The following is a 19,464-nucleotide window of genomic DNA, read 5'->3' as shown; positions in this document are numbered from 1 at the left end:
CCGGGACGACGACCGGGACGACCAGGCCGGGGGACGAGCCGGGCAGGCCGGCCACCGAGCCGAGGAGGGACGAGTAGATGGTGCACCTGACCCAGGGGCCGGACGCGGCCGTGGACGGCAACCCGACCGCGGACGCCCACTACGCACACCCCCAGCCCCGCAAGGGCTTCTTCACGGACACCTCGATCTGCATCGGCTGCAAGGCCTGCGAGGTCGCCTGCAAGGAGTGGAACCAGAACCCGGTCGACTCCACCTTCGCCCTGTCCAACTCCTCCTTCGACAACTCCGAGGGCCTGGGGGCGGACACCTGGCGTCACGTCGCCTTCGTGGAGCAGGGCCGGGAGCAGGTGGAGGCGGCCCGCGCCTCGGGACGCGCCCTGGTCAGCCTGGGGATGCCCGGGATCCGCCGGGCCCCCGGCGCAGGCGGTCCGGGGCACGACGACGGCCGGGCGGCTTCCGCGGCCGGCGGCGGCCTCTCCGGTGCCCTCGGCGCCGCCGGCTCCGGTGCGGCGGGGCTGGCCCCGGCACCCGAGCTGGGCGGCCTGGACGTGCTGTCCTCCCTGGGGGACTCACCCGGACGGCCCGACTCCTCGGCCGTGGACACCACCCCGCCGGACACCCCCGAGTTCCGCTGGCTGATGTCCTCGGACGTCTGCAAGCACTGCACCAACGCCGGCTGCCTGGACGTGTGCCCCACGGGGGCGCTGTTCCGCACGGAGCACGGCACCGTGGTGGTCCAGGACGACGTCTGCAACGGTTGCGGCACCTGCGTGGCCGGCTGCCCGTTCGGGGTGATCGAGCGCCGCTCGGACGGCATCGCCCAGCCCAAGACGGACCGTTCGCCGGCCCCGGGGGCGCACGCCGAGAAGCCGGGGAAGGCGGAGAAGCCGAAGAAGAACAAGAACGCCGGCGTGGCCCAGAAGTGCACGCTCTGCTACGACCGCATGACGGACGGCCAGACCCCGGCCTGCGCCCAGGCCTGCCCCACCACGTCCATCCAGTACGGCGAGCGTGAGGACATGCTGGCCAGGTCGCAGGAGCGGGTCGCCCAGCTCCACGCCCAGGGCCGCACCGAGGCCCGTCTCTACGGTGCCAACCCGAACGACGGGGTCGGCGGCACGGGCTCCGTGTTCCTGCTGCTCGATGAGCCCGAGGTCTACGGCCTGCCCCCGGACCCGCGCGTCCCCACCCGGGACCTGCCGCGGATGTACGCCCGCGCCGGGATCGCCATGGCGGGCATGGTGGCTGCCGCCGGCCTGGCGTTCCTCGGTGGAGGTCGCCGGTGACGACGTCGGAGTTCGACAGCTACCGCCCGCCCGAGGAGCCGCGGCGCCGCCGTCGCCGCGACCGCGCCACCGGACCGGGGGAGCCCGGTCAGCCGTCCGGCCGGAGGCGCGGCGGGCTGGCCCCGGCCACGTCGGACGGCGGCCGCGAGATGGCCATGGTGCCGGAGCCGGAATTCTCCCGCACGGCCACTGACACGGCGTCCGAGTCCTACTATGGCCGGCCCATCGTCAAGGCCCCGCCGTGGGATGAGCGCGTGGCGACCTACCTGGTCTGCGGCGGCATCGCCGGCGGTTCCTCCCTGCTGGCCTTCGGCGCCCAGCTGACCGGGCGGGAGCTGCTGCGCCGGAACGCGAGGATCAGCGCCCTGGCCGCGGCCGGCGTCGGGGCCGTGGCCCTGATCGCGGACCTCGGCCGGCCCGAGCGCTTCCTGAACATGATGCGCACCGTGAAACTCACCTCGCCGATGAGCCTGGGCTCCTGGGTGCTGGCCGGGTTCAGCACCGGGGCCGGGGTGGCCGCGGCCGCCGAGGTGGACCGCATGACGGGTGAGGTGTTGCCCCTGGGGCCGCTGCGCGGGGTGCTGCGCGCGGCGGAGGCACCCGCCGGCGGGCTGGCCGCCCTGCTGGGCGCCCCGCTGGCCGGGTACACCGCGGTGCTGCTCTCGGACACCGCCCTGCCCACCTGGAACGATGCGAAGGAGGACCTGCCGTTCGTCTTCGTCAGCTCGGCCTCCATCGCCGCCTCCGGTCTGGCGATGATCACGACGCCGGTGCGCGAGACCGCGCCCGCCCGCACCCTGGCGGTGCTCGGGGCGGTGGGTGACGTGCTGGCCACCCGGACCATGGAGGCCCGGATGGACCCGGTCGCCGTGGAACCGCTGAAGACCGGCCGCCCCGGGAAGCTGATGACGTGGAGCGAGCGGCTGGCGATCGCCGGCGGCATCGGCGCCCTGTTCGCCGGACGGAGCCGCGTGGTGGCCGCACTGTCCGGCGCCGCCTTGGTCACCGCCTCCGCCTTCACCCGCTTCGGGGTCTTCTACGCCGGCAAGGACTCGGCGCTGGACCCGAGGTACACCGTCGAGCCACAGAAGCGGCGCCTGGCCGCCCGCCGCGCGGCCGGCATCACGGACGACTCGATCACGACCGTCCGCTGACCCACTCCCATGCAACAGGAGGTCGATGGATGATCCGACACGCCGCTAAAACGCCCTGACGAGCTCATCCATCGACCTGCGGATGCCAGCGATCAGCGCACGGAGATCCCCCCGCCGGGCACCGTCTGACCGATGACCGGGTAGCCGGGGACCTCACCGACCACCAGCAGCCCGCCGGAGGTCTGCGCGTCGGCCAGCAGCAACAGGTCCTCCTCGGTGATCCCGCTGCCAGGCGTCAGATGTGGGCGGACCCAGTCCAGGTTGCGGCGGGTCCCGCCGGAGATGTAGCCGTCCCGCAGGGCCTCGGCGGCCCCCTCGATCAGGGGGACGGCCGCGCGGTCGATCACGGCGCCCACGCCGGAGGCCCGGGCCATCTTGTGCAGGTGCCCCAGCAATCCGAAGCCGGTGACGTCGGTGGCGGCGGTGACCCCGGCGGCCAGGGCGGCGGCCGCGGCCTCACGGTTCAGGGACACCATGGAATCGACCGCGGCCTGGGACACCTCGCCGGTCTGCTTGTGACGGTTGTTCAGCAGGCCGACGCCGATGGGCTTGGTCAGTGTCAGGGGCAGGCCGGCCTGGGCGGCGTCGTTGCGCAGGAGCCGCTCCGGGTCGGCGGTGCCCGTGACGGCCATGCCGTAGGTCGGCTCCGGGTTGTCGATCGTGTGGCCGCCGATCACGGGGGTGCCGGCCAGCTGCGCCACGGCGAGCCCGCCGCGGAGCACCTCGGTCAGCAGCTCCATCGGCAGCACCCCGCGGGGCCAGCCCACCAGGTTGATGGCCACCACGGGGGTGCCGCCCATCGCGTAGATGTCCGAGAGGGCGTTGGCGGCGGCGATGCGGCCCCAGTCGAAGGCGTCGTCCACCATGGGGGTGAAGAAGTCGGCGGTGGACAACACGGCCAGCCCGTCCCGGACGAGCACGGCCGCGGCATCGTCGCCGTCGTCCAGACCCACGATGACCTCGGGATTCGTCTGCCCGCCCAGGCCGCTGATTGCCTGTTCGAGTTCGCCCGGGGGGATCTTGCAGGCGCAGCCACCGCCGTGGGCATAGGCGGTCAGCTTGATCTGGCTCAGGTCCACGGTGGCATCGGTGGCATCGAGGGCATCCGTGGTGGTCACAGCGGTGGGCTCCATGACGCCACCCTAGCCGCGCGCCGCGGGCCCCTGCACTGACCGTCACGGCCCGGGGCCCGGCTGCTGGTAGTTTCGTGCACGGAGGCGTCTGGCGTCCTGGTGGTCCCCCCGGTCTTCAAAACCGGTGAGACCGAGCATCTCGGTCTGGCGGGTTCGATTCCCGTCCGCCTCCGCCAAGCATCACGATGCAGCCAGTGACTCTGTCAGTAACTCTGCCGGCAACCTGCCAGCCACCTGCCAGCAAGGAGGGCCCGTGCCCAGTGCACCCCCGGGGCCAGCCGAGGATCCCCGGCGCCGGATCCCCAGGACGGACGACCTGTTGGCGCTGCCGGAGCTCGCCGGGGCGCGGGACCGCCTGAGCGGGGCCGTGCTCCGCGGTCTGGTCGGTGCGGTCCAGGACCGTGCCCGCCGGGGGGAGCTGCCACCGGACGAAGTCCGGGGCGAGGTGCTCGCCGCCGTGGCCTCCCGCTCGGCCACGAGCCTGCGCCCGGTGCTCAACGCCACCGGCGTGGTGGTCCACACCAACCTGGGCCGCGCGCCCCTCTCGGAGGCCGCCGCCCAGGCCCTCATCACCGCGGGTGGATACGTGGACGTGGAGATGGACCTCGTCACCGGCCGGCGCTCCCAGCGCGGTGCCGGGGCCCGTCGGGCCCTGCTCGCCGCCTGCCCGGCCGAGGTGCCCGGAGGCCTGGACGCCCTCGTGGTCAACAACGGGGCGGCGGCCCTCGTCCTGGCCACCACGGCGCTCATCGGCACCGGGGAACTCATCGTCAGCCGGGGCGAGCTCGTGGAGATCGGCGCGGGCTTCCGGTTGCCGGACCTCATCGCCTCCACGGGGGCCCGGCTGCGCGAGATCGGCACCACCAACCGGACCCACCGGGCCGACTACGCCGGCGCCCTCGGCCCCGAGACCGCCGGGCTGCTGAAGGTCCATCCCAGCAACTTCCGCGTGGACGGCTTCACCTCCGCCGTGCCGATCGAGGAACTGCGCTCCCTCGCCGACGAGTACGGCCCGCAGCCCGGGACCGGACTCGGCGTGCCCCTGATCGTGGACGTCGGCAGCGGGCTGCTCACGGCGGACCCCGCGCTGCCGGGGGAGCCGGACCTGACGAGCGCGCTCGAGGCTGGGGCCGACGTCGTGATCGCCAGCGGGGACAAGCTGCTCGGCGGCCCACAGGCGGGCATCCTGCTCGGCCGTGCCGAGACCATCCGGCGCCTCGAGCGGCACCCGCTGGCCCGCGCGGTGCGCGCGGACAAGCTCACCCTGGCCGCCCTCGAGGCCACCCTGGACGGCGGCCTCACCCCGGTGTCCCGGGCTCTGCATGCCGATCCCGAGCGGCTGCGCGAACGCGCCGAACGCCTCGGCGCGGCGGTGGGCGCGCCCGTGGTGGCCCACGAGGGGCGCGTCGGCGGCGGGGGAGCGCCCGGGGTGCCGCTGGCCGGCTGGGCCGTCCGGCTGCCCGAGGACCTGGCCCCCCTGCTCCGGACCGGGGACCCCGCCGTGCTGCCCCGCCTGCAGGGCGGTGCCTGCCTGGTGGACCTGCGCTGCATCCCCGAGCCCGACGACGGCCGGCTGGCCGAGGCGGTCCGCGCGGCCCAGGCACGGCGCGGCACGGCTGGCCCTGTGGGCCCCGCCGGCCCAGAAGGTGGCCGCTGACGTGTACGTCATCGCCACCGCCGGGCACGTGGACCACGGCAAGTCCACCCTGGTCCGCGCCCTCACCAGGATGGAACCGGACCGGTGGGCCGAGGAGAAGCGCCGCGGGCTGACGATCGACCTCGGCTTCGCCTGGACCGCGCTGCCCTCCGGCCGGGACGTCGCGTTCGTGGACGTCCCCGGGCACGAGCGCTTCCTGGGCAACATGCTCGCCGGGCTCGGACCGGCCCCCGCGGTGTGCTTCGTGGTGGCGGCCGACGAGGGCTGGCAGGCCCAGTCCGGCGATCACCGGGACGCCCTCGCCGCCCTCGGCCTCGACCACGGGATCATCGTGGTCACCAAGGCGGATCGTGCGCCGGAACGGGTGGGGGAGGTCCTGGCCCAGGCCCGCACCGAGCTGACCGGAACCGGGCTGGCCCAGGCCCCGGCCGTCGTCGTGTCCGCCACGACCGGGGCGGGCCTGGAAGAGCTGCGCGCCGCACTCGACGACGTCCTGGGCGGGCTGCCCGAGCCCACGGCGGGCGGCCGGGTCCGGTTCTGGGTGGACCGTTCGTTCACGGTCAAGGGGGCCGGGGCCGTGGTCACCGGGACCCTCACGGCGGGCACGCTCGCCGAGGGGGACCACCTCGAGGTGCTCGGGGAGGGCGCGCCACGGTCCGTCACGGTCCGCGCCCTGCACAGCCGTAACGAGGCACAGTCCTCGACCGGCCCCACCCGGCGCGTGGCCGTCAACCTCCGCGGGATCCCGGCCGAGACGGTCCACCGCGGAGATGCCCTCGTGACACCCGGGGCCTGGCCGCTGGCGGAGGTGGTGGACGTCCGCCGCACCACCGGGTCGGAGTTGAGTGAGGCCTCGGGGCAGCTGCTGGTCCACGTGGGCACGGCCACGGTCTCCGCCCACGTGCGTCCGTTCTCCGCCCGTCACGCCCGTCTCTCCCTGGACCGGCCACTCCCGCTGGTCCCCGGGGACCGGCTCGTGCTGCGGGATCCCGGCAGCCGCACGGTGTTCGGAGGCGCGCGCGTACTGGACGTGGACCCGCCGGAGCTGTCCCGCCGCGGGGACGGGACCCGGCATGCGGCGTACCTGGAGACCGTGCCGGACGGGGGCAGCGCCCGGCACGAGGTCGTGCGCCGGGGTGCGGTGCGGCTCGGGGCCCTGCAGCGGTTGGGCCTGGTGGGGCCGGAGAGGGATGGACCGCAGACCGATGGGGCGGCGACGGGACAGGCGGCGGACCAAACGGCGACGCGACAGGCGACGGGCCAGGCGGCGGCGGAGGTGCGCGAGTTGGGCCAGTGGTGGGTCCACGAGCCGGTCCTGGCCCGCTGGTCGCGTCGGCTGCGGGCCGCCGTGGAGGAACTGGCTGCCGCAGACCCCCTGGCCGCGGGGCTGAGCCGCGGGGCCGCCGCCGAGGTGCTCGGCGCTGATCCGGAGTTGCTGGACGCCGTCATCACCGAGGCCGGGCTCGGGCTGGACGGCGGCTACGTGGTCCTGCCGGGCGGGCGGCGCGCGCTCGGCCCGGCGGAGGCGTCCATCGCAGCGGTGGAGGCCCGGTTGGCGCGGGATCCCTTCGACGCCCCGGAGGGGGACGACCTGACGGCTCTGGACCTGGGCCCGAAGGCGCTGGCCGCCGCCGAGCGCACGGGCCGGATCCTGCGGTTGGACGGGGACGTGGTCCTGTTGCCCACGGCGCCGGCCCGGGCCATGCGGGAGCTGGCCGGTCTTGAGCAGCCGTTCACCACCAGTCAGGCCCGGCAGGCGTTGGGCACGAGCCGGCGGGTGGCGATCCCGCTGCTCGAACACCTCGACGCGCGTGGCTGGACGCGCCGACTGGACGGGAGCCACCGCGAGGTCGCGAGGTAGCCTCACCGTTCCCAGGGGGCCAACTCCTCGTAGTACGGATCCGGAGGGAGACGGCGCCCTCATCCACCGGTCCAGCTGGTGGACCAACTCCCGCTCGTGGATCAGCGTCCACTCCGGTGTGGGCTGTTGGGCCATGGCGGCCAACCAATTGTAGTCGCCATTCCGATTGAGCTGGCGCAGGCGGGCCTGGATGAGATCTGTCTTGAGGTGTCTTTCGTCGGCCGGCAGCATCCGGCGCAGTTGGTTCCGGAGGACTGTGGGGGTGCGACCGATCCGCTCCGCGATGTCTTCCAGGGGGACAGATGGGGACCCCACGGCATGAGCATCCTCCTGTGGAGTAGCCGTCGGCTGCAGCCCGGTACACTCTTGGAGGCGCAAATCGCCGTCGCCGCACCCGGCATCTCACCGATACACCGAGGTCCTACCACCGTGCTTCTGAACCCCGTCGTCGTCTCCGTCGTGGTGCTCGCCGCCCTCAGCCTGGCCCGGGTCAACGTCATCGTCGCCCTGCTCATCGCGGCCCTGGTCGCCGGCCTGATGTCCGGACTGAGCATCGAGGACACCATGTCCACGCTCGTCGGCGGGCTGGGTGGGCAGGGGGAGACCGCGCTGAGCTACATCCTGCTCGGCATCCTCTCGGTCATGGTGGCCCGCTCCGGCATCACAGAGAAGCTCATCCGCTGGATCCTGCCGCGGATCCAGGGCAAGCGGGCCATGGCGCTGTTCGGGATCGCCGGGCTGGCCTGCTTCTCCCAGAACCTGGTGCCGGTCCACATCGCCTTCATCCCGATCCTCATCCCGCCGCTGCTGACGGTGTTCAACCGGATGAAGATCGACCGCCGGGCCGTGGCCACCGCGCTGACCTTCGGCCTCAAGGCGCCCTACATGCTGATCCCGCTCGGTTTCGGCCTGATCTTCCAGAACATCATCCTGGGGGAGATGGCCGCCCACGGCATGGAGATCGAGCTCGCCCAGATCCCGCTGGCCATGGCCATCCCGGTGGCGGCCATGCTGGTCGGACTCGTCATCTCGATCCTCGTGACCTACCGCCGTCCCCGCGAGTACCGGGACGCCGCGCCGAACCTCGGGGTGGCAGCCGTCGGCACGGACGGCGCCGCCGGCGCGTCCGGGGCAGTCGGCGCGGGTACCGGCTGGACCCGTCAGCACATCGTGGTGTTGATCGCGCTCGCAGTCACCCTGGTGCTCCAGCTGGTGTTCGGATCCCTCGTCATCGCCGCACTCGGCGGCGTGCTGATCATCTTCCTCTTCCGCGGCGAACGGTGGCGGGCCTCGGATGAGCTGGCCCACGGCGGCGTGACCATGATGGGCACCATCGCCTTCATCATGCTGGTGGCCTCGGGCTACGCCTCCGTGCTCACGGAGACCGGCGCCGTCGACTCGCTCGTGGCCTCGGCCACCGGCTGGATCGGGGACAGCCAGCTGGTGGCAGCCATGGTGATGATGACGGTGGGCCTGCTCGTGACGATCGGCATCGGCTCCTCCTTCGGCACCATCCCGATCCTGGCCGCGATCTTCGTGCCGCTGTGCGCCGCCGTCGGGTTCACCCCGCTGGCCACCGCGGCCCTGGTGGGCGCGGCCGGAGCCATCGGCGACGCCGGCTCACCTGCCTCGGACTCCACGCTCGGCCCGACCTCGGGGCTGAACGTGGACGGCCAGCATCACCACATCTGGGACACGTGCGTGCCCACCTTCGTGCACTTCAACATCCCGCTGTTCTTCGGTGGGATCATCGCGGCCATGGTGCTCTGAGGACGGTCCGGCGATCCGGCAGTCCGGCGTGCTCAGCCCAGCTCGCGGCGCATGACCAGCCGCGGGAGCCGACTGGCCTTCGCGTCGGTGGTGCCCACGACCCGGAACCCGGCGTTCTCGAACATCATCCTGGTCCCCACGAACGCCATGGTCAGGTCCATCCGTCCCTCGGGGTCCACGGGGTGGGCCTCCACGGCCGGAGCGCCCCGGGACGCGGCGTGGGCCACGGCGCCCTCGAGCATCCGCGCGGTGACGCCCTGACGGCGGTGGCCGGGCCGGACTACCACGCAGATGATGCTCCACACCGGGACCTCATCGATCGGGCGCATGAGCTTCGAGGCGGCCAGCAGCGGGATCTCTGCGCGGGGCCCGATGCTGCACCAGCCCACGGGGACCCCGTCCCGATAGGTGACGACCCCGGGAGGGTTCTCCCGTTCGGTGAGCCGACGCATGGCCTCCTGGCGGTCCCCTCCGCCGAGTTCCTCGATCTCCGGGGCCCGCAGCCGGTGGGACAGGCACCAGCAGTGCTTGTCCCGGCGGTTGGCATTGATGACGTCGGCGAAGTCCTCGAAGCGGTCCGGCGTGACCGGATGGGTCTCCCAGACGGACTCCTCGGTGGCTTGGGTCGCAGCGGTGGTGGACATGGCAGGGGGCCCTTTCGTCGTCACCACAGATTGACGATGAGAGGGCCCCGTGTCCAGCCCTGTTGCCCAACCCCGTGGTCTCAACGCTGAACGTCAAGACCTGTCACCCCTCGCTTCTCGGTGCAATAGTGGGCCCATGGAGATCCACCTGCCCGCAGACTGTGGCAATGCCCCGCGCATCGGCATCGTGAACGCGGTCCTGGTGGCGTGGGCGAGTGGGGATCGGGAGGCCGTCTCGGTATGGCTCGCCGAGGACGTCGAGTGGAACGTGGTGGGCGGTGCCACCTATCAGGGGCGCCGGTCGGTCCTGCAGACCCTGCCCGAGGTGCGCCCGGACACGCTCGCCATCCACAGCACCATCTCGCACGGCCGACACGCCGCCTGTGATGCCACGCTGACGTTCTCCGGTCAGCGTTCGGGCGGCCATGCCGGCCCGAGCGAGGCCGGCTCCACCAGCCTGTCCGTAATGGTCCGGTTCACCTCGGCCGCCGCGAGGACCGGACGGATCGCGTCGGTGCGCGCGTACGTGGTGAAGGGCGCGCCGTAGCCTCCGGCGTGGCGTCCGCGAGCCGCGAGGCTCCGCCGGCCGGGAGCAGTCCGCCGGCCGGGTTGCGCCGCCAGCCAGGCATGGAGGATCCGTTCAGGAACCCCTGTCATCGTGATTCGAATGAGTCTTGTCCGCAGAGCGACGTCCACCACGGCCGGTAAGATCCTCGCCTTCTTCGGGGTCAGTGCCCTGGCGGGCCTGCTGGTGGCAGGGTTGTTCCTGCCCCTGGCCGTCACGGGCGGTGCCACGGCGGCGACGGGTCAGAAGATGATCGAGGAGTTCCCCGCGGAGCTGCGGGAGGAGCCGGTGAGCGTCCCCTCCCGCATCCTGGCCGAGGACGGTACGGAGCTGGCGACGTTCTACGCCGAGAACCGCAAGCCGGTGGAACTGGACCGGATCAGTCAGAACATGCAGGACGCGATCGTCGCGATCGAGGACGAGCGCTTCTACGAACACGGCGGGGTGGACCCGCAGGGCGTGGGGCGTGCGCTGGTCACCAACGTCTCGTCCGGGTCCCAGCAGGGGGCGTCCACGATCACGCAGCAGTACGTCAACAACATGCTCATCAACGCGGACATGCTGCGCGGGGAGGAGCGGCTGACCATCTCCGGCACCAAGACCTACGCGGACAAGCTCAAGGAGATGAAGCTCGCGGTCTCCGTGGAGCAGGACCTGTCCAAGGAGGAGATCCTCGAGGGGTATCTGAACATCGTGCTGTTCGGGGGCCGGAACTACGGCGTGGAGGCCGCCGCCCAGTACTACTGGGGCGTCTCGGCCGCCGAGCTGGACATCGCCCAGGCGGCCACCCTGGCCGGGATCGTGAAGTCCCCGAGCGGCTACAACCCGGAGACGAACCCCGAGGCCTCGGTCCAGCGGCGCAACGTGGTGCTGAACTCCATGCTGGAGCAGGGCAAGATCACCGAGCAGGAGCACGAACAGGCCACGGGTGCCGAACTCGGCACCGACATCCACCGGGAGTCCACCGGCTGCATCTCCGCCTCCCAGGCCCCGTACTTCTGTGACTTCGTCACCCACGAGATCCTCTCCAACGAGGCCTTCGGCCCGGACGCGGAGTCCCGCGAGCAGCTGCTGAACCGTGGCGGCCTGGAGATCACCACCACGCTGGACACCGGCCTGCAGGGCCGCGCGCAGCAGTCGGTGGAGCAGACCGTCCCCGCCGGGGACCCCTCCGGCGCCGGGGCCTCCCTGGTCACGGTCGAACCGGGGACCGGCAACATCAAGGCGATGGCGCAGAACACCCGCTACCACCCCGAGGAGGACGCGGACGCGGGGAACACGATGCTGAACCTCAACGTGGACGCGGCCCAGGGCGGGGGCAACGGCTTCCAGGGCGGTTCCTCGCTCAAGCCCTATGTGGCGGCCGCCTGGCTGGAGAGCGGACGCTCCATGTATGACATGGTGGACGCCTCCCAGGACCATTGGCCCCAGGGCTCGGAGTTCCAGGCCTCCTGCCTGGAGGGTGGATCCGTCGCCATCCCGGACGAGGACGGGTGGAAGGTCAACAACGTCATCGACGACATGAAGCGGGAGATGACCGCCGACTTCGGCCTGTACTGGTCCATCAACACGGTCATGGTCAACATGGCAGAGGAGCTGGACCTGTGTGACATCACGGACGTGTCCACCCGGCTCGGCGTGCACCGGGCGGACGACGGTGAGCCGCTGAACCCGGCCAATCCGTCCTTCATCCTCGGCTCCGAGGAGTTCGCCCCGATGACGCAGGCCGCCGCCTACGCCGCCTTCGCGAACGACGGCGAGTACTGCGCCCCGCGGTCCCTGCTCTCCGTCAAGGACACCAACGGCAAGGAGTACGACGTCGGCGCTCCGGCGTGTGAGCAGGCGCTGGATCCCGAGGTGGTCGCCCAGCTGAACGAGTCCCTGACGAACATCGCCCACCGCAACGCCGGGGAGGCGAACCAGCCCGCCGCGGTGCAGGACCTGCCCATGGGTGGCAAGACGGGGACCAACAACTCCCAGTCCTCCACCTGGTACATCGGCTACACCTCGGGACTGTCCACCGCGAGCTGGGTGGGCAACTACACGGGCCTGAAGTCGCTGGCGGAGGTGCCCGTCAACGGGACCGAGCACGAGGACTTCTGGGGCAGCACCCTGGCAGGGCCCCAGTGGTTCGACTACATGGGCGAGGCCGCGCAGTCCCATCCCGCCGAGGAGTTCCGGACGCCGCGGGACTCCCCGTTCGAGGACCCCGGTTCCCGGGACCGCTACGCCACGGGTGGCGACGGCACGGAGCCGGGCAACGAGCCGGAGCGTCCCGGCGATGCCGCCGAGTCCACCCCGGACAACCCGGAGGCGGACACCCCGTCCGATGCGGGGCCGTCGACGGCCCCCTGACCGCAGCCGCCGGCCGCCACCGGCCGGGGTCTCAGCCCTCGCAGTCGGTGCAGTACTGCAGCCCGTCCTTCACCCGGGCCACCTGGGAGCGGTGCCGGACCAGGAAGCAGGAGGCGCAGGTGAACTCGTCCTGCTGCGCCGGCAGCACCTTGACGGTGAGCTCCTCGCCGGAGAGGTCCGCACCGGGCAGCTCGAATCCCTCGGCCGCCGCGGTCTCGTCCTCGTCCACCACGGGGGACTGCGTGTCCGTGCGGCGGTTCTTCAGCTCCTCGATCGAACCATCGGTGGTCTCCTCCGCGTCCTGACGCGGGGTGTCGAAATCTGTGGCCATGGGTTGCACGCTCCAATACAAGGTTCACGCGGGGGATCACCCCGCTGACGGGGCCGTGGGACCTTCGTGGATCCCCGGGAGGCCGGAGAGCCTGGTTGCCCCTGGACCGCCGATAACACGGGGACCGCACGCTGTATTCCCCGGTGGCGTCCTACCATCGAAGGCGTGAGCACCACCGCACCGGCCCCGCACCTGAGACGGATCTCGCCCCAGAACCTGTCCCCGGGGTACTTCGCCTTCGTGATGGGCACGGGGATCCTGTCCATCGGGGCGTCCCAGCGGGGCTGGGACTGGCTCTCGACCGCCCTGCTGGTGGTGGCCGGCGTCGGGCTGGTGATCCTGGTGGGGCTGAATGCCTGGCGGTTCCTGGCCTTCCGGGACGAGCTGGAGGAGGACCTGCACGATTCGGCGAAGGCCTTCCTGGCCTTCACGTTCGTCGCCGCGGTCAACGTGGTGGCCGTGGCGTTGGCGGGGTTCGGGGCCCTCGGGGCGGCCACGGTCCTGCTGGTGATCGGTTCCGTGAGCTGGCTGGTGCTGGGCTACTCGATCCCCTGGGCGGCCGTGCTGGGACGGTCGGAGCGGCCCGTGACCTCGGCCGCGAACGGGACCTGGTTCATCTGGGTGGTGGCCAGCCAGTCGGTGGCGGTGCTGTCCGCGACGCTCGAGCCCCAGGTGCCGGGGTTCCGGGACGGGCTGGCCGTCCTGGCGGTCTTCGCCTGGTCGGTCGGCCTGGCGCTGTACGTGGCCGTGGCGATCCTGGTGGTCTACCGGATGCTGGCGTTCCCGTTGCACCCGGAGGACTTCACCCCGCCCTACTGGGTCTCCATGGGGGCCCTGGCCATCACGATCGTGGCGGGATCGCGCATCGTGGAGATGCACAGCACCCCCATGGTGGACGCGGTCCGCGGCCTGGTGGCGGGTGTGGCCGTGGTGCTGTGGTGCTTCGCCACGTGGCTCATCCCCGCGCTGGTGGCCGGGGGCATCTGGCGTCACGGGATGAAGAAGGTCCCCCTGGTCTACAACCCCACGTGGTGGAGCATCGTCTTCCCGCTGGGCATGTACGCCGTGGCCGGGATGTACCTGGGGCGGGCGGACCGGCTGCCGATCGTCGCGTGGATCGGCGAGCAGTGGATCTGGGTGGGCCTGGCGGCCTGGGCCGTGGCCTGCGGGGCCATGGTGTGGTCATGGGTCTCCAGCCTGCGCCGCAGTCCGGGTCTCGCCGCTTAATCTACTCGCCAGTAGTATGGTCGGGACCACCACCAGATCACCGTCCCGGAAGGACCCCCACCGTGCGCCGCCGCATCTTTGAGACCGAACACGAGGACTTCCGCGATGCCGTGGCGGAGTTCGTCACCCGCCAGGTCACCCCGAACCTCGAGACCTGGGCCGAGGCCAAGGCGCTGCCGCGTGAGTTCTGGCTGCAGGCCGGTCAGCAGGGCCTGCTGGGGCTCGAGGTCCCGGAGGAGTTCGGCGGCGGCTACCCGCAGGACTACCGCTTCAACGCCGTGGTGTTCGAGGAGCTGGCCAAGGCCAGCTTCGCGATCGCCTCCTGCGTGGGCATCGACGCGGACATCGTGCCGCCGTACCTCGTGGACCTGGGCACCCCGGAGCAGCACGCCCGCTGGCTCCCCGGGGTGGCGGACGGCTCCACCGTGACGGCCATCGCCATGACCGAACCGTCCGGCGGCTCCGACCTGGCCAACCTCAAGACCACCGCGGTGCGGGACGGGGATGACTGGGTCATCAACGGCTCCAAGACCTTCATCACCAACGGCTTCTCGGCCGATCTGGTGGTGGTGGCCGCCCGCACCAGCCCGGAGAAGAAGGCCAAGGGCATCACCCTGTTCGGGGTCGAGGCCGGCATGGAGGGCTTCGAACGGGGCCGGAAGCTGGACAAGGTCGGGCAACCCGAATCGGACACCTCGGAGCTGTTCTTCACGGACCTGCGCGTCCCCGGCGAGAACATCATCGGCGAGGTGGACACCGGGTTCATCCAGATGATGAAGAACCTGCCGCAGGAGCGCCTGGGTGCCGCCGTCTACGGCCTGGCCCATGCCCGGCAGATCCTGGACGAGACCATGCAGTACACCAAGGACCGCAAGGCCTTCGGCCAGTCCATCGGCGCCTTCCAGCACAACAAGTTCCTGCTGGCCGAGCTCGTGACGAAGGTGGAGGTCACCCAGGCCTTCCTCGATGACGCCATCATGGCCCACACGGCCGGTGAGTTGTCCGCCGTGGACGCCGCCAAGGCCAAGTACTGGGCCTCGGACGTGCAGAACGAGGTCCTGGACCACTGCGTCCAGCTGCACGGCGGCTACGGCTACATGAACGAGTACCGGGTGGCCCGCGCCTGGAAGGACGCCCGCGTCAACAAGATCTGGGCCGGTTCCAACGAGATCATGAAGGAGCTCATCGGCCGGGACCTCGGGCTCTGACCCGGGCTCTGATTCCGGGGCGGCTCCGGCCGGTCGGTGCCCTGCGGCCGGTCAGTGCGCTCCGGCGTAGGACTCGACCGCGGCCACCGAGAGCGGGAACCCCACCGGCGCGGCCCCGAACAGCATCCGCCCGGCGGACTGCGCCGCCTCGGTGACGATCCGCCGGACGGCGTCGGCCTCCTCGGCCGGACCGTGCAGCACCACCTCGTCGTGGACGAAGAACACCAGCCGTGTCTGCAGTCCGGCGCCGGCCCCGGAGCCGTCGGCCGTAACCTGGCGCAGGCGGCGGCGGATCTCTCCCATCCAGCACAGGGCCCACTCGGCGGCCGTGCCCTGGATGACGAAGTTGCGGGTGAACCGTCCGGCGGATCGTCGCACGGTACGGGACCGGGCCTCCGCCTCGGCCGTGGAGACGTCGGTGGTGGTGGCGATCCACTGCTGCCCCGGTGCTGGGGACGTGCGTCCCAGCCAGGTGGACACCTGCCCGCCTGACTCCCCGCGCTGTGCCGACTGCTCGAGGAGTCCCATGGCGCGCGGGTACAACCGGCGCAGGTGCGGGATCAGCGCGGCCGAGTCACCCGTCGTCGCCCCGTACATGGCACCCAGGAGCGCGACCTTCGCCCGGGAGCGTTCGGCCAGTTCCGAACCGGCGCGTCGGCCCTGCTCGGCCACCGCCAGGTACAGGTCGTTCCCGGATCCGGCCTCCGCCAGGGCACGGTCCCCGGACATCGCCGCCAGGATGCGAGGCTCCACCTGGGAGGCGTCGGCCACCGTCAGCAGGTGGCCGGGGTCGGCGCGGACGGCGTCCCGGACTGCGGCGGGGACCTGCATGGCACCGCCTCCGTGGGCGGCCCACCGCCCGGTCACCACGCCGCCCACGGAATAGGCCGGGTGGAAGCGGCCGTCCTGGACCCATTCGTCCAGCCAATGCCAGCCGTTGGCCGTCCAGAGGCGGTAGAGGTGCTTGTACTCGAGGACGCCGGCGATCAACTCGGTCCGCCGGGGCGAGTCGGGTCCGCCCTCGGCGGCCCATGCCTTGAGGTCCCACGCCCGGGTGGACCCCACGCGGACGCCGGCCAGGTTCAGGCCCCGCAGCAGGTCCTGGGTCGAGTCCGGGTTGAGGCCGGGCACCCCCAGCGTGCCGGCGATCCGCTCCGCCAGGTTCTGGAGCAGCCGGGGCCGCTGTCCCTCGGCGGGGCGGGGGCCGAGGTTCTGCTCGAGCATCGCCTCGTGCAGGTCCCGGCGCCAGGGCAGGCCCTCCTGCAGGATCTCGGCGGCGATCAGGGCCCCCTGGGACTCGGCTGCCAGCAGCAGCCTCAGCCGGTGCGGGTTCGGGGACCGGTCCACCGCCTCCAGCTGGGCCGTCAGTTCGCGCGCCAGGTCCACGGCGTGCGGCGTGTCCCGGTCACGGCGGCCGGCGGCGGGCAGGTCGAAGAACGTCCCCTGGTCGGCGCGTACCGGTGGCGGTTGCCGCAGCCAGGGTTCGGGCTCCGCCACGGGCACGTCCACGGCGGGGGAGTAGGCCGGAGCGGTGGCGGTCGACAGGATGCGCTGGCACAGGCCCAGATCCCAGCACCGGCTGATCTGCACCCCGGCCTCCAGCAGGGGACGGTACCCGGTAACCACCGAGGCGAAGACCCAGCGCACGGAGTCCGGTTCTGCCCCGAGTCGATGCGGCAACTCGCGGATCAGTTCCGGCAGCGCCGCGGCCGGGACCGGAGAGAGCTGTTCCGTCCGTTCCCCGCGGACGACGACCGGGAGCCAGGGATCTGCCGGCCCGGACGCCGCCCCGGATGCCGACCCGGTTGCTGCCCCGGATTCTTGGGGTGAAGCCGGGCCGAGGACGATGTGCATCCTCCCATTCAACCCGACCGGCTGGTCCATCTCGGCCAGGTCCTCCTCGGCCAGTTCCATCTCGGCCAGTTCCATCTCGGCCAGTTCCACCTCGGCCAGTCAGATTCCGCGGCTCAGCCCGGCCCGTCGGGATCGGCACCCCACGGGGAGAAGGGGGAGAAGGTGGAGCGGCTCCGCAGGAATTCCCCCACGACGGCGGCCCCCAGGTCCTCGGGGTCGGGCGCCACCACGCGGCCGCCCACCCGGCGGGCCATGGCGGCGAGGAAGCTCTCCAGGCCCGGGTCGGTACCCAGCCGGAAGAAGGTGGTCTGAGTGCCGAACCTCCCGACGCGGTCCAGTTCGGCGATGGTGGCCCGCAGCGTGGCCGGCTCCGGAGGGTAGGAGAACAGCGCCACGGGCCCCGACTCGCCCTGTGGCATGAGGTGCGCGGTGGGTTCTCCGTCGGTGACGATCAGCAGCACCGGCCGCAGGGTGGGATGCTGCCGGAAGAACCGGGTGGCGAGCATGAGGCCGTGGTGCAGGTTGGTGCCCTGCTCGTGCAGCGGGGCCAGGGCCGTGAGTTCACCGATCTCGAGGCGGCCGGCGTACCGCCCGAAGTTCACCAGCTGCAGCTGGTCGCCGCGGAAGCGGGTGGAGACCAGGTGGTGCAGCGCCAGGGCGGTTCGTTTCATCGGCACCCAGCGGCCCTCGGCCGCCATGGAGAACGAGGTGTCCACCAGCAGCGCCACCGCAGCCTGGGTGCGTGCCTCGGTCTCCTGGACCTCGACGTCGGCCACCTCGATCCGCAGGCCGGCCGCCGGATCCCGGCCGGCCGCCGTCGTGCGTCCGATCGCGTTGGTGAGGGTCTTGGTGACGTCCCAGGCCTCGACATCCCCGAAATGCCAGGGCCGGCTGGAGCCGGTGAGCTCCCCGGCGGCGCCGGCGTGGCGGGTGTCCCGTTGCCCCTGCCGCCCGGAGAGCCGGCCGGCGGCGTCCTGGAGCAGGGAGGTGCCGAGTCTGCGCATCGCGCGTGGGGAGAGGGCCAGGTCGCCGTCGGTGCCGCGGCGCAGCAGGCCGCTGTCCCGCAGGGCCTTCTCCAGCCGGTTCAGGGTCCGGGCCTCCACGGCGGCCTCGTCGCCGAGTTGCCGTGCCAGCTTGTCCACGTCCAGGCCCGACAGGGTGGATCCGGGGGAGGACTGGTCGAGCTGATCCGCCAACTGGTCGAGGTCCGCCAGGTCCTGGAGCACCCCGGTGCCGTCGCCGAGGCCGAGTCCCTGCTCGCCGTCGAACTGCTCGGAACCGCTCCAGTCCTCACCGGGGCGCAGTCCCTGGAGGTTTCCGTCCAGCCGGTTCAGCTGCTCCATCAGGGCCGGTGAGCCGAAGGCCTGTGCGGAGAGCGCCATGAGCTCCTCGCGCTGCTCCGGCGTCATGGAGCGGAGCATGCGCTGGGCCGCGGCCGAACGCCGGGCCAGGGCGTCGATGAGCTCATCGATGTCCTGGGGGTTCTCCGGGAATTGGTCGCCGTGCTGCGCCATGAACTGCTCGAAGTCCTCCGGGGTGTCCTCCCCGCGGGCGTGCTTCTCCAGCAGCCCGTTGAGGTCTGCGAGCATCGAGGCGATAGCCTCACGGTCCTCGTCTGTGGCGTTCTGCAGGGCGTTCTTCATGCCGGCGAAGCGCTGGTCCAGCATCTCGCGTCCGAGTAGGTCCTTGATCTGCTCGTAGGCCCGCCGCGCGGTGTCCGACTGCCAGTCGTAGCCGGCGAGTTCGGTGACGGCGGCCGCGGTGGAGTCCGGCAGGTTCTGTAGCTGCATCTCGCGGAAGGAGCGGTCCGTCTCGTCCATGCGGATATCGCGGGCCAGCTGCTTCCGCTCCTCGAGGACGGCCTCGTCCAGGAGCTTCTTGGCCTCCTGCAGGGTGCCGTCGAGCCGGTGGCGCCCCAGCAGGTCACGGCGGCGTTGTTGGACCCGCCCCGCCAGGTCGTCCAGGCCGGTCAGACTCCGGCCGCCCCGGCGGAGGAACTCGCGGAGGGCCCGCTCGGGGGAGTAACCGGCCATGACGTCGTCGGCCACCGCGTCGAGGGCCTCGGAGAGGTCGATCGGAGGGGCCAGCGGGTCGGGGCCGCCGTCGTAGCGGCCGTAGCGGGAGGAGGACCGGTGTCTCATGGGGCCCCCTGGTTCGTGTCGGGGTGGGCGGAGCCGGTGAGGCCACTCTACGTCTCCGGAGCGGGAGTGGGCAGGGGGTGCGAAGGGGCGTGGTGGCCGCTCCTCCACAGGTGACCGGGCGGTGGTTCTTTTCCACGGGGGCGGCCGACGGGCCTTAACGTGTCCGGCGCCCATGTTCGAATGTGTGTATTGGGTATCTGCTTAGCTGAAGTATGCTGGAGTATGGCTGATTTGGTGCCGCAGATGCCGGTGGCGGGTGTGGACTATCCTCGCGACTT

General features: G+C 71.9%; 14 protein-coding genes and 1 tRNA gene. 10 read left to right on the top strand and 5 right to left on the bottom strand.

The window, feature by feature from the left end:
• Positions 1-77: 77 nt before the first annotated feature.
• Together AB0K08_RS16430 and nrfD are read left to right on the top strand one after the other, a co-directional pair.
• Complete coding sequence (locus tag AB0K08_RS16430; protein WP_363356330.1) at positions 78-1,286, top strand: 4Fe-4S dicluster domain-containing protein; 1,209 nt, start codon at positions 78-80, stop codon at positions 1,284-1,286.
• Positions 1,283-2,440, top strand: coding sequence for an NrfD/PsrC family molybdoenzyme membrane anchor subunit (gene nrfD / locus AB0K08_RS16425; RefSeq protein ID WP_363356328.1), 1,158 nt, complete (start codon positions 1,283-1,285; stop codon positions 2,438-2,440). The genes AB0K08_RS16430 and nrfD overlap by 4 nt, the downstream gene beginning before the upstream one ends.
• A 92-nt stretch (positions 2,441-2,532) precedes the next feature.
• On the opposite strand, the gene selD is transcribed toward nrfD, so the two are convergent.
• Positions 2,533-3,573: a selenide, water dikinase SelD gene (gene selD / locus AB0K08_RS16420; protein WP_363356326.1), complete on the bottom strand. Its 1,041-nt coding sequence runs from the start codon at positions 3,571-3,573 to the stop codon at positions 2,533-2,535.
• A gap of 80 nt (positions 3,574-3,653) precedes the next feature.
• On the opposite strand from selD, the gene AB0K08_RS16415 reads away from it, so the two are divergent.
• From AB0K08_RS16415 to AB0K08_RS16400, 4 genes are all read left to right on the top strand, one after another.
• Positions 3,654-3,749, top strand: a tRNA-Sec gene (locus AB0K08_RS16415).
• A gap of 77 nt (positions 3,750-3,826) precedes the next feature.
• Complete coding sequence (selA, locus tag AB0K08_RS16410) at positions 3,827-5,230, top strand: L-seryl-tRNA(Sec) selenium transferase (RefSeq protein ID WP_363356324.1); 1,404 nt, start codon at positions 3,827-3,829, stop codon at positions 5,228-5,230.
• Between the two features lies 1 nt (position 5,231).
• Positions 5,232-7,091 carry a selenocysteine-specific translation elongation factor gene (gene selB, locus AB0K08_RS16405; RefSeq protein ID WP_363356322.1) on the top strand — a complete coding sequence of 620 codons (1,860 nt, stop codon included), beginning with the start codon at positions 5,232-5,234 and terminating at the stop codon, positions 7,089-7,091.
• Positions 7,092-7,520: 429 nt separating this feature from the next.
• Complete coding sequence (locus AB0K08_RS16400) at positions 7,521-8,861, top strand: SLC13 family permease (RefSeq protein ID WP_363356320.1); 1,341 nt, start codon at positions 7,521-7,523, stop codon at positions 8,859-8,861.
• Positions 8,862-8,893: 32 nt separating this feature from the next.
• On the opposite strand, the gene AB0K08_RS16395 is transcribed toward AB0K08_RS16400, so the two are convergent.
• Positions 8,894-9,505, bottom strand: a complete 612-nt coding sequence (locus tag AB0K08_RS16395) for a GNAT family N-acetyltransferase (protein WP_363356318.1) — start codon at positions 9,503-9,505, stop codon at positions 8,894-8,896.
• Positions 9,506-9,641: 136 nt separating this feature from the next.
• Between AB0K08_RS16395 and AB0K08_RS16390 the strand changes: the two genes are divergently transcribed.
• On the top strand, positions 9,642-10,052 hold the full coding sequence (locus tag AB0K08_RS16390) for a nuclear transport factor 2 family protein (protein ID WP_363356316.1): 411 nt from the start codon (positions 9,642-9,644) through the stop codon (positions 10,050-10,052).
• 120 nt (positions 10,053-10,172) lie between these two features.
• On the top strand, positions 10,173-12,425 hold the full coding sequence (locus tag AB0K08_RS16385; protein WP_363356314.1) for a transglycosylase domain-containing protein: 2,253 nt from the start codon (positions 10,173-10,175) through the stop codon (positions 12,423-12,425).
• A 31-nt stretch (positions 12,426-12,456) separates the two neighbouring features.
• On the opposite strand, the gene AB0K08_RS16380 is transcribed toward AB0K08_RS16385, so the two are convergent.
• The gene (locus AB0K08_RS16380; protein WP_363356312.1) at positions 12,457-12,756 is read right to left on the bottom strand and encodes a DUF4193 domain-containing protein; all 300 of its coding nucleotides are present in this window, start codon (positions 12,754-12,756) and stop codon (positions 12,457-12,459) included.
• 165 nt (positions 12,757-12,921) lie between these two features.
• Here AB0K08_RS16380 and AB0K08_RS16375 point away from each other — a divergent pair, with 165 nt between their 5' ends.
• Positions 12,922-13,983 carry a tellurite resistance/C4-dicarboxylate transporter family protein gene (locus AB0K08_RS16375; RefSeq protein WP_363356310.1) on the top strand — a complete coding sequence of 354 codons (1,062 nt, stop codon included), beginning with the start codon at positions 12,922-12,924 and terminating at the stop codon, positions 13,981-13,983.
• A 62-nt stretch (positions 13,984-14,045) separates the two neighbouring features.
• Complete coding sequence (locus AB0K08_RS16370) at positions 14,046-15,191, top strand: acyl-CoA dehydrogenase family protein (protein WP_363356308.1); 1,146 nt, start codon at positions 14,046-14,048, stop codon at positions 15,189-15,191.
• Positions 15,192-15,242: 51 nt separating this feature from the next.
• Here the strand turns inward: AB0K08_RS16370 and AB0K08_RS16365 are convergent, their stop codons facing one another.
• Entirely contained in the window at positions 15,243-17,135 is a 1,893-nt protein-coding gene (locus tag AB0K08_RS16365; RefSeq protein WP_363356306.1) for a bifunctional 3'-5' exonuclease/DNA polymerase, read from the bottom strand.
• Positions 17,136-17,158: 23 nt separating this feature from the next.
• Positions 17,159-19,186 (bottom strand): VWA domain-containing protein, encoded by a 2,028-nt coding sequence (locus AB0K08_RS16360; protein WP_363356304.1) that lies wholly within the window; start codon positions 19,184-19,186, stop codon positions 17,159-17,161.
• Positions 19,187-19,464: the final 278 nt, after the last annotated feature.

The sequence above is a fragment of the Citricoccus sp. NPDC055426 genome (genome assembly GCF_040677445.1).
Lineage (GTDB): Bacteria > Actinomycetota > Actinomycetes > Actinomycetales > Micrococcaceae > Citricoccus.
The sequence above is the reverse complement of the archived record's forward strand: the minus strand, read 5'-3'. Positions and strand labels throughout refer to the sequence as shown.

Excerpts from the sequence above, each read along its gene's own strand:
- selD (WP_363356326.1), bottom strand. The coding sequence starts at position 3,573 with ATGGAGCCCACCGCTGTGACCACCACGGATGCCCTCGATGCCACCGAT.
- AB0K08_RS16395 (WP_363356318.1), bottom strand. The coding sequence starts at position 9,505 with ATGTCCACCACCGCTGCGACCCAAGCCACCGAGGAGTCCGTCTGGGAG.
- AB0K08_RS16385 (WP_363356314.1), top strand. The coding sequence starts at position 10,173 with ATGAGTCTTGTCCGCAGAGCGACGTCCACCACGGCCGGTAAGATCCTC.
- AB0K08_RS16360 (WP_363356304.1), bottom strand. The coding sequence starts at position 19,186 with ATGAGACACCGGTCCTCCTCCCGCTACGGCCGCTACGACGGCGGCCCC.
- AB0K08_RS16430 (WP_363356330.1), top strand. The coding sequence starts at position 78 with ATGGTGCACCTGACCCAGGGGCCGGACGCGGCCGTGGACGGCAACCCG.
- AB0K08_RS16390 (WP_363356316.1), top strand. The coding sequence starts at position 9,642 with ATGGAGATCCACCTGCCCGCAGACTGTGGCAATGCCCCGCGCATCGGC.
- AB0K08_RS16380 (WP_363356312.1), bottom strand. The coding sequence starts at position 12,756 with ATGGCCACAGATTTCGACACCCCGCGTCAGGACGCGGAGGAGACCACC.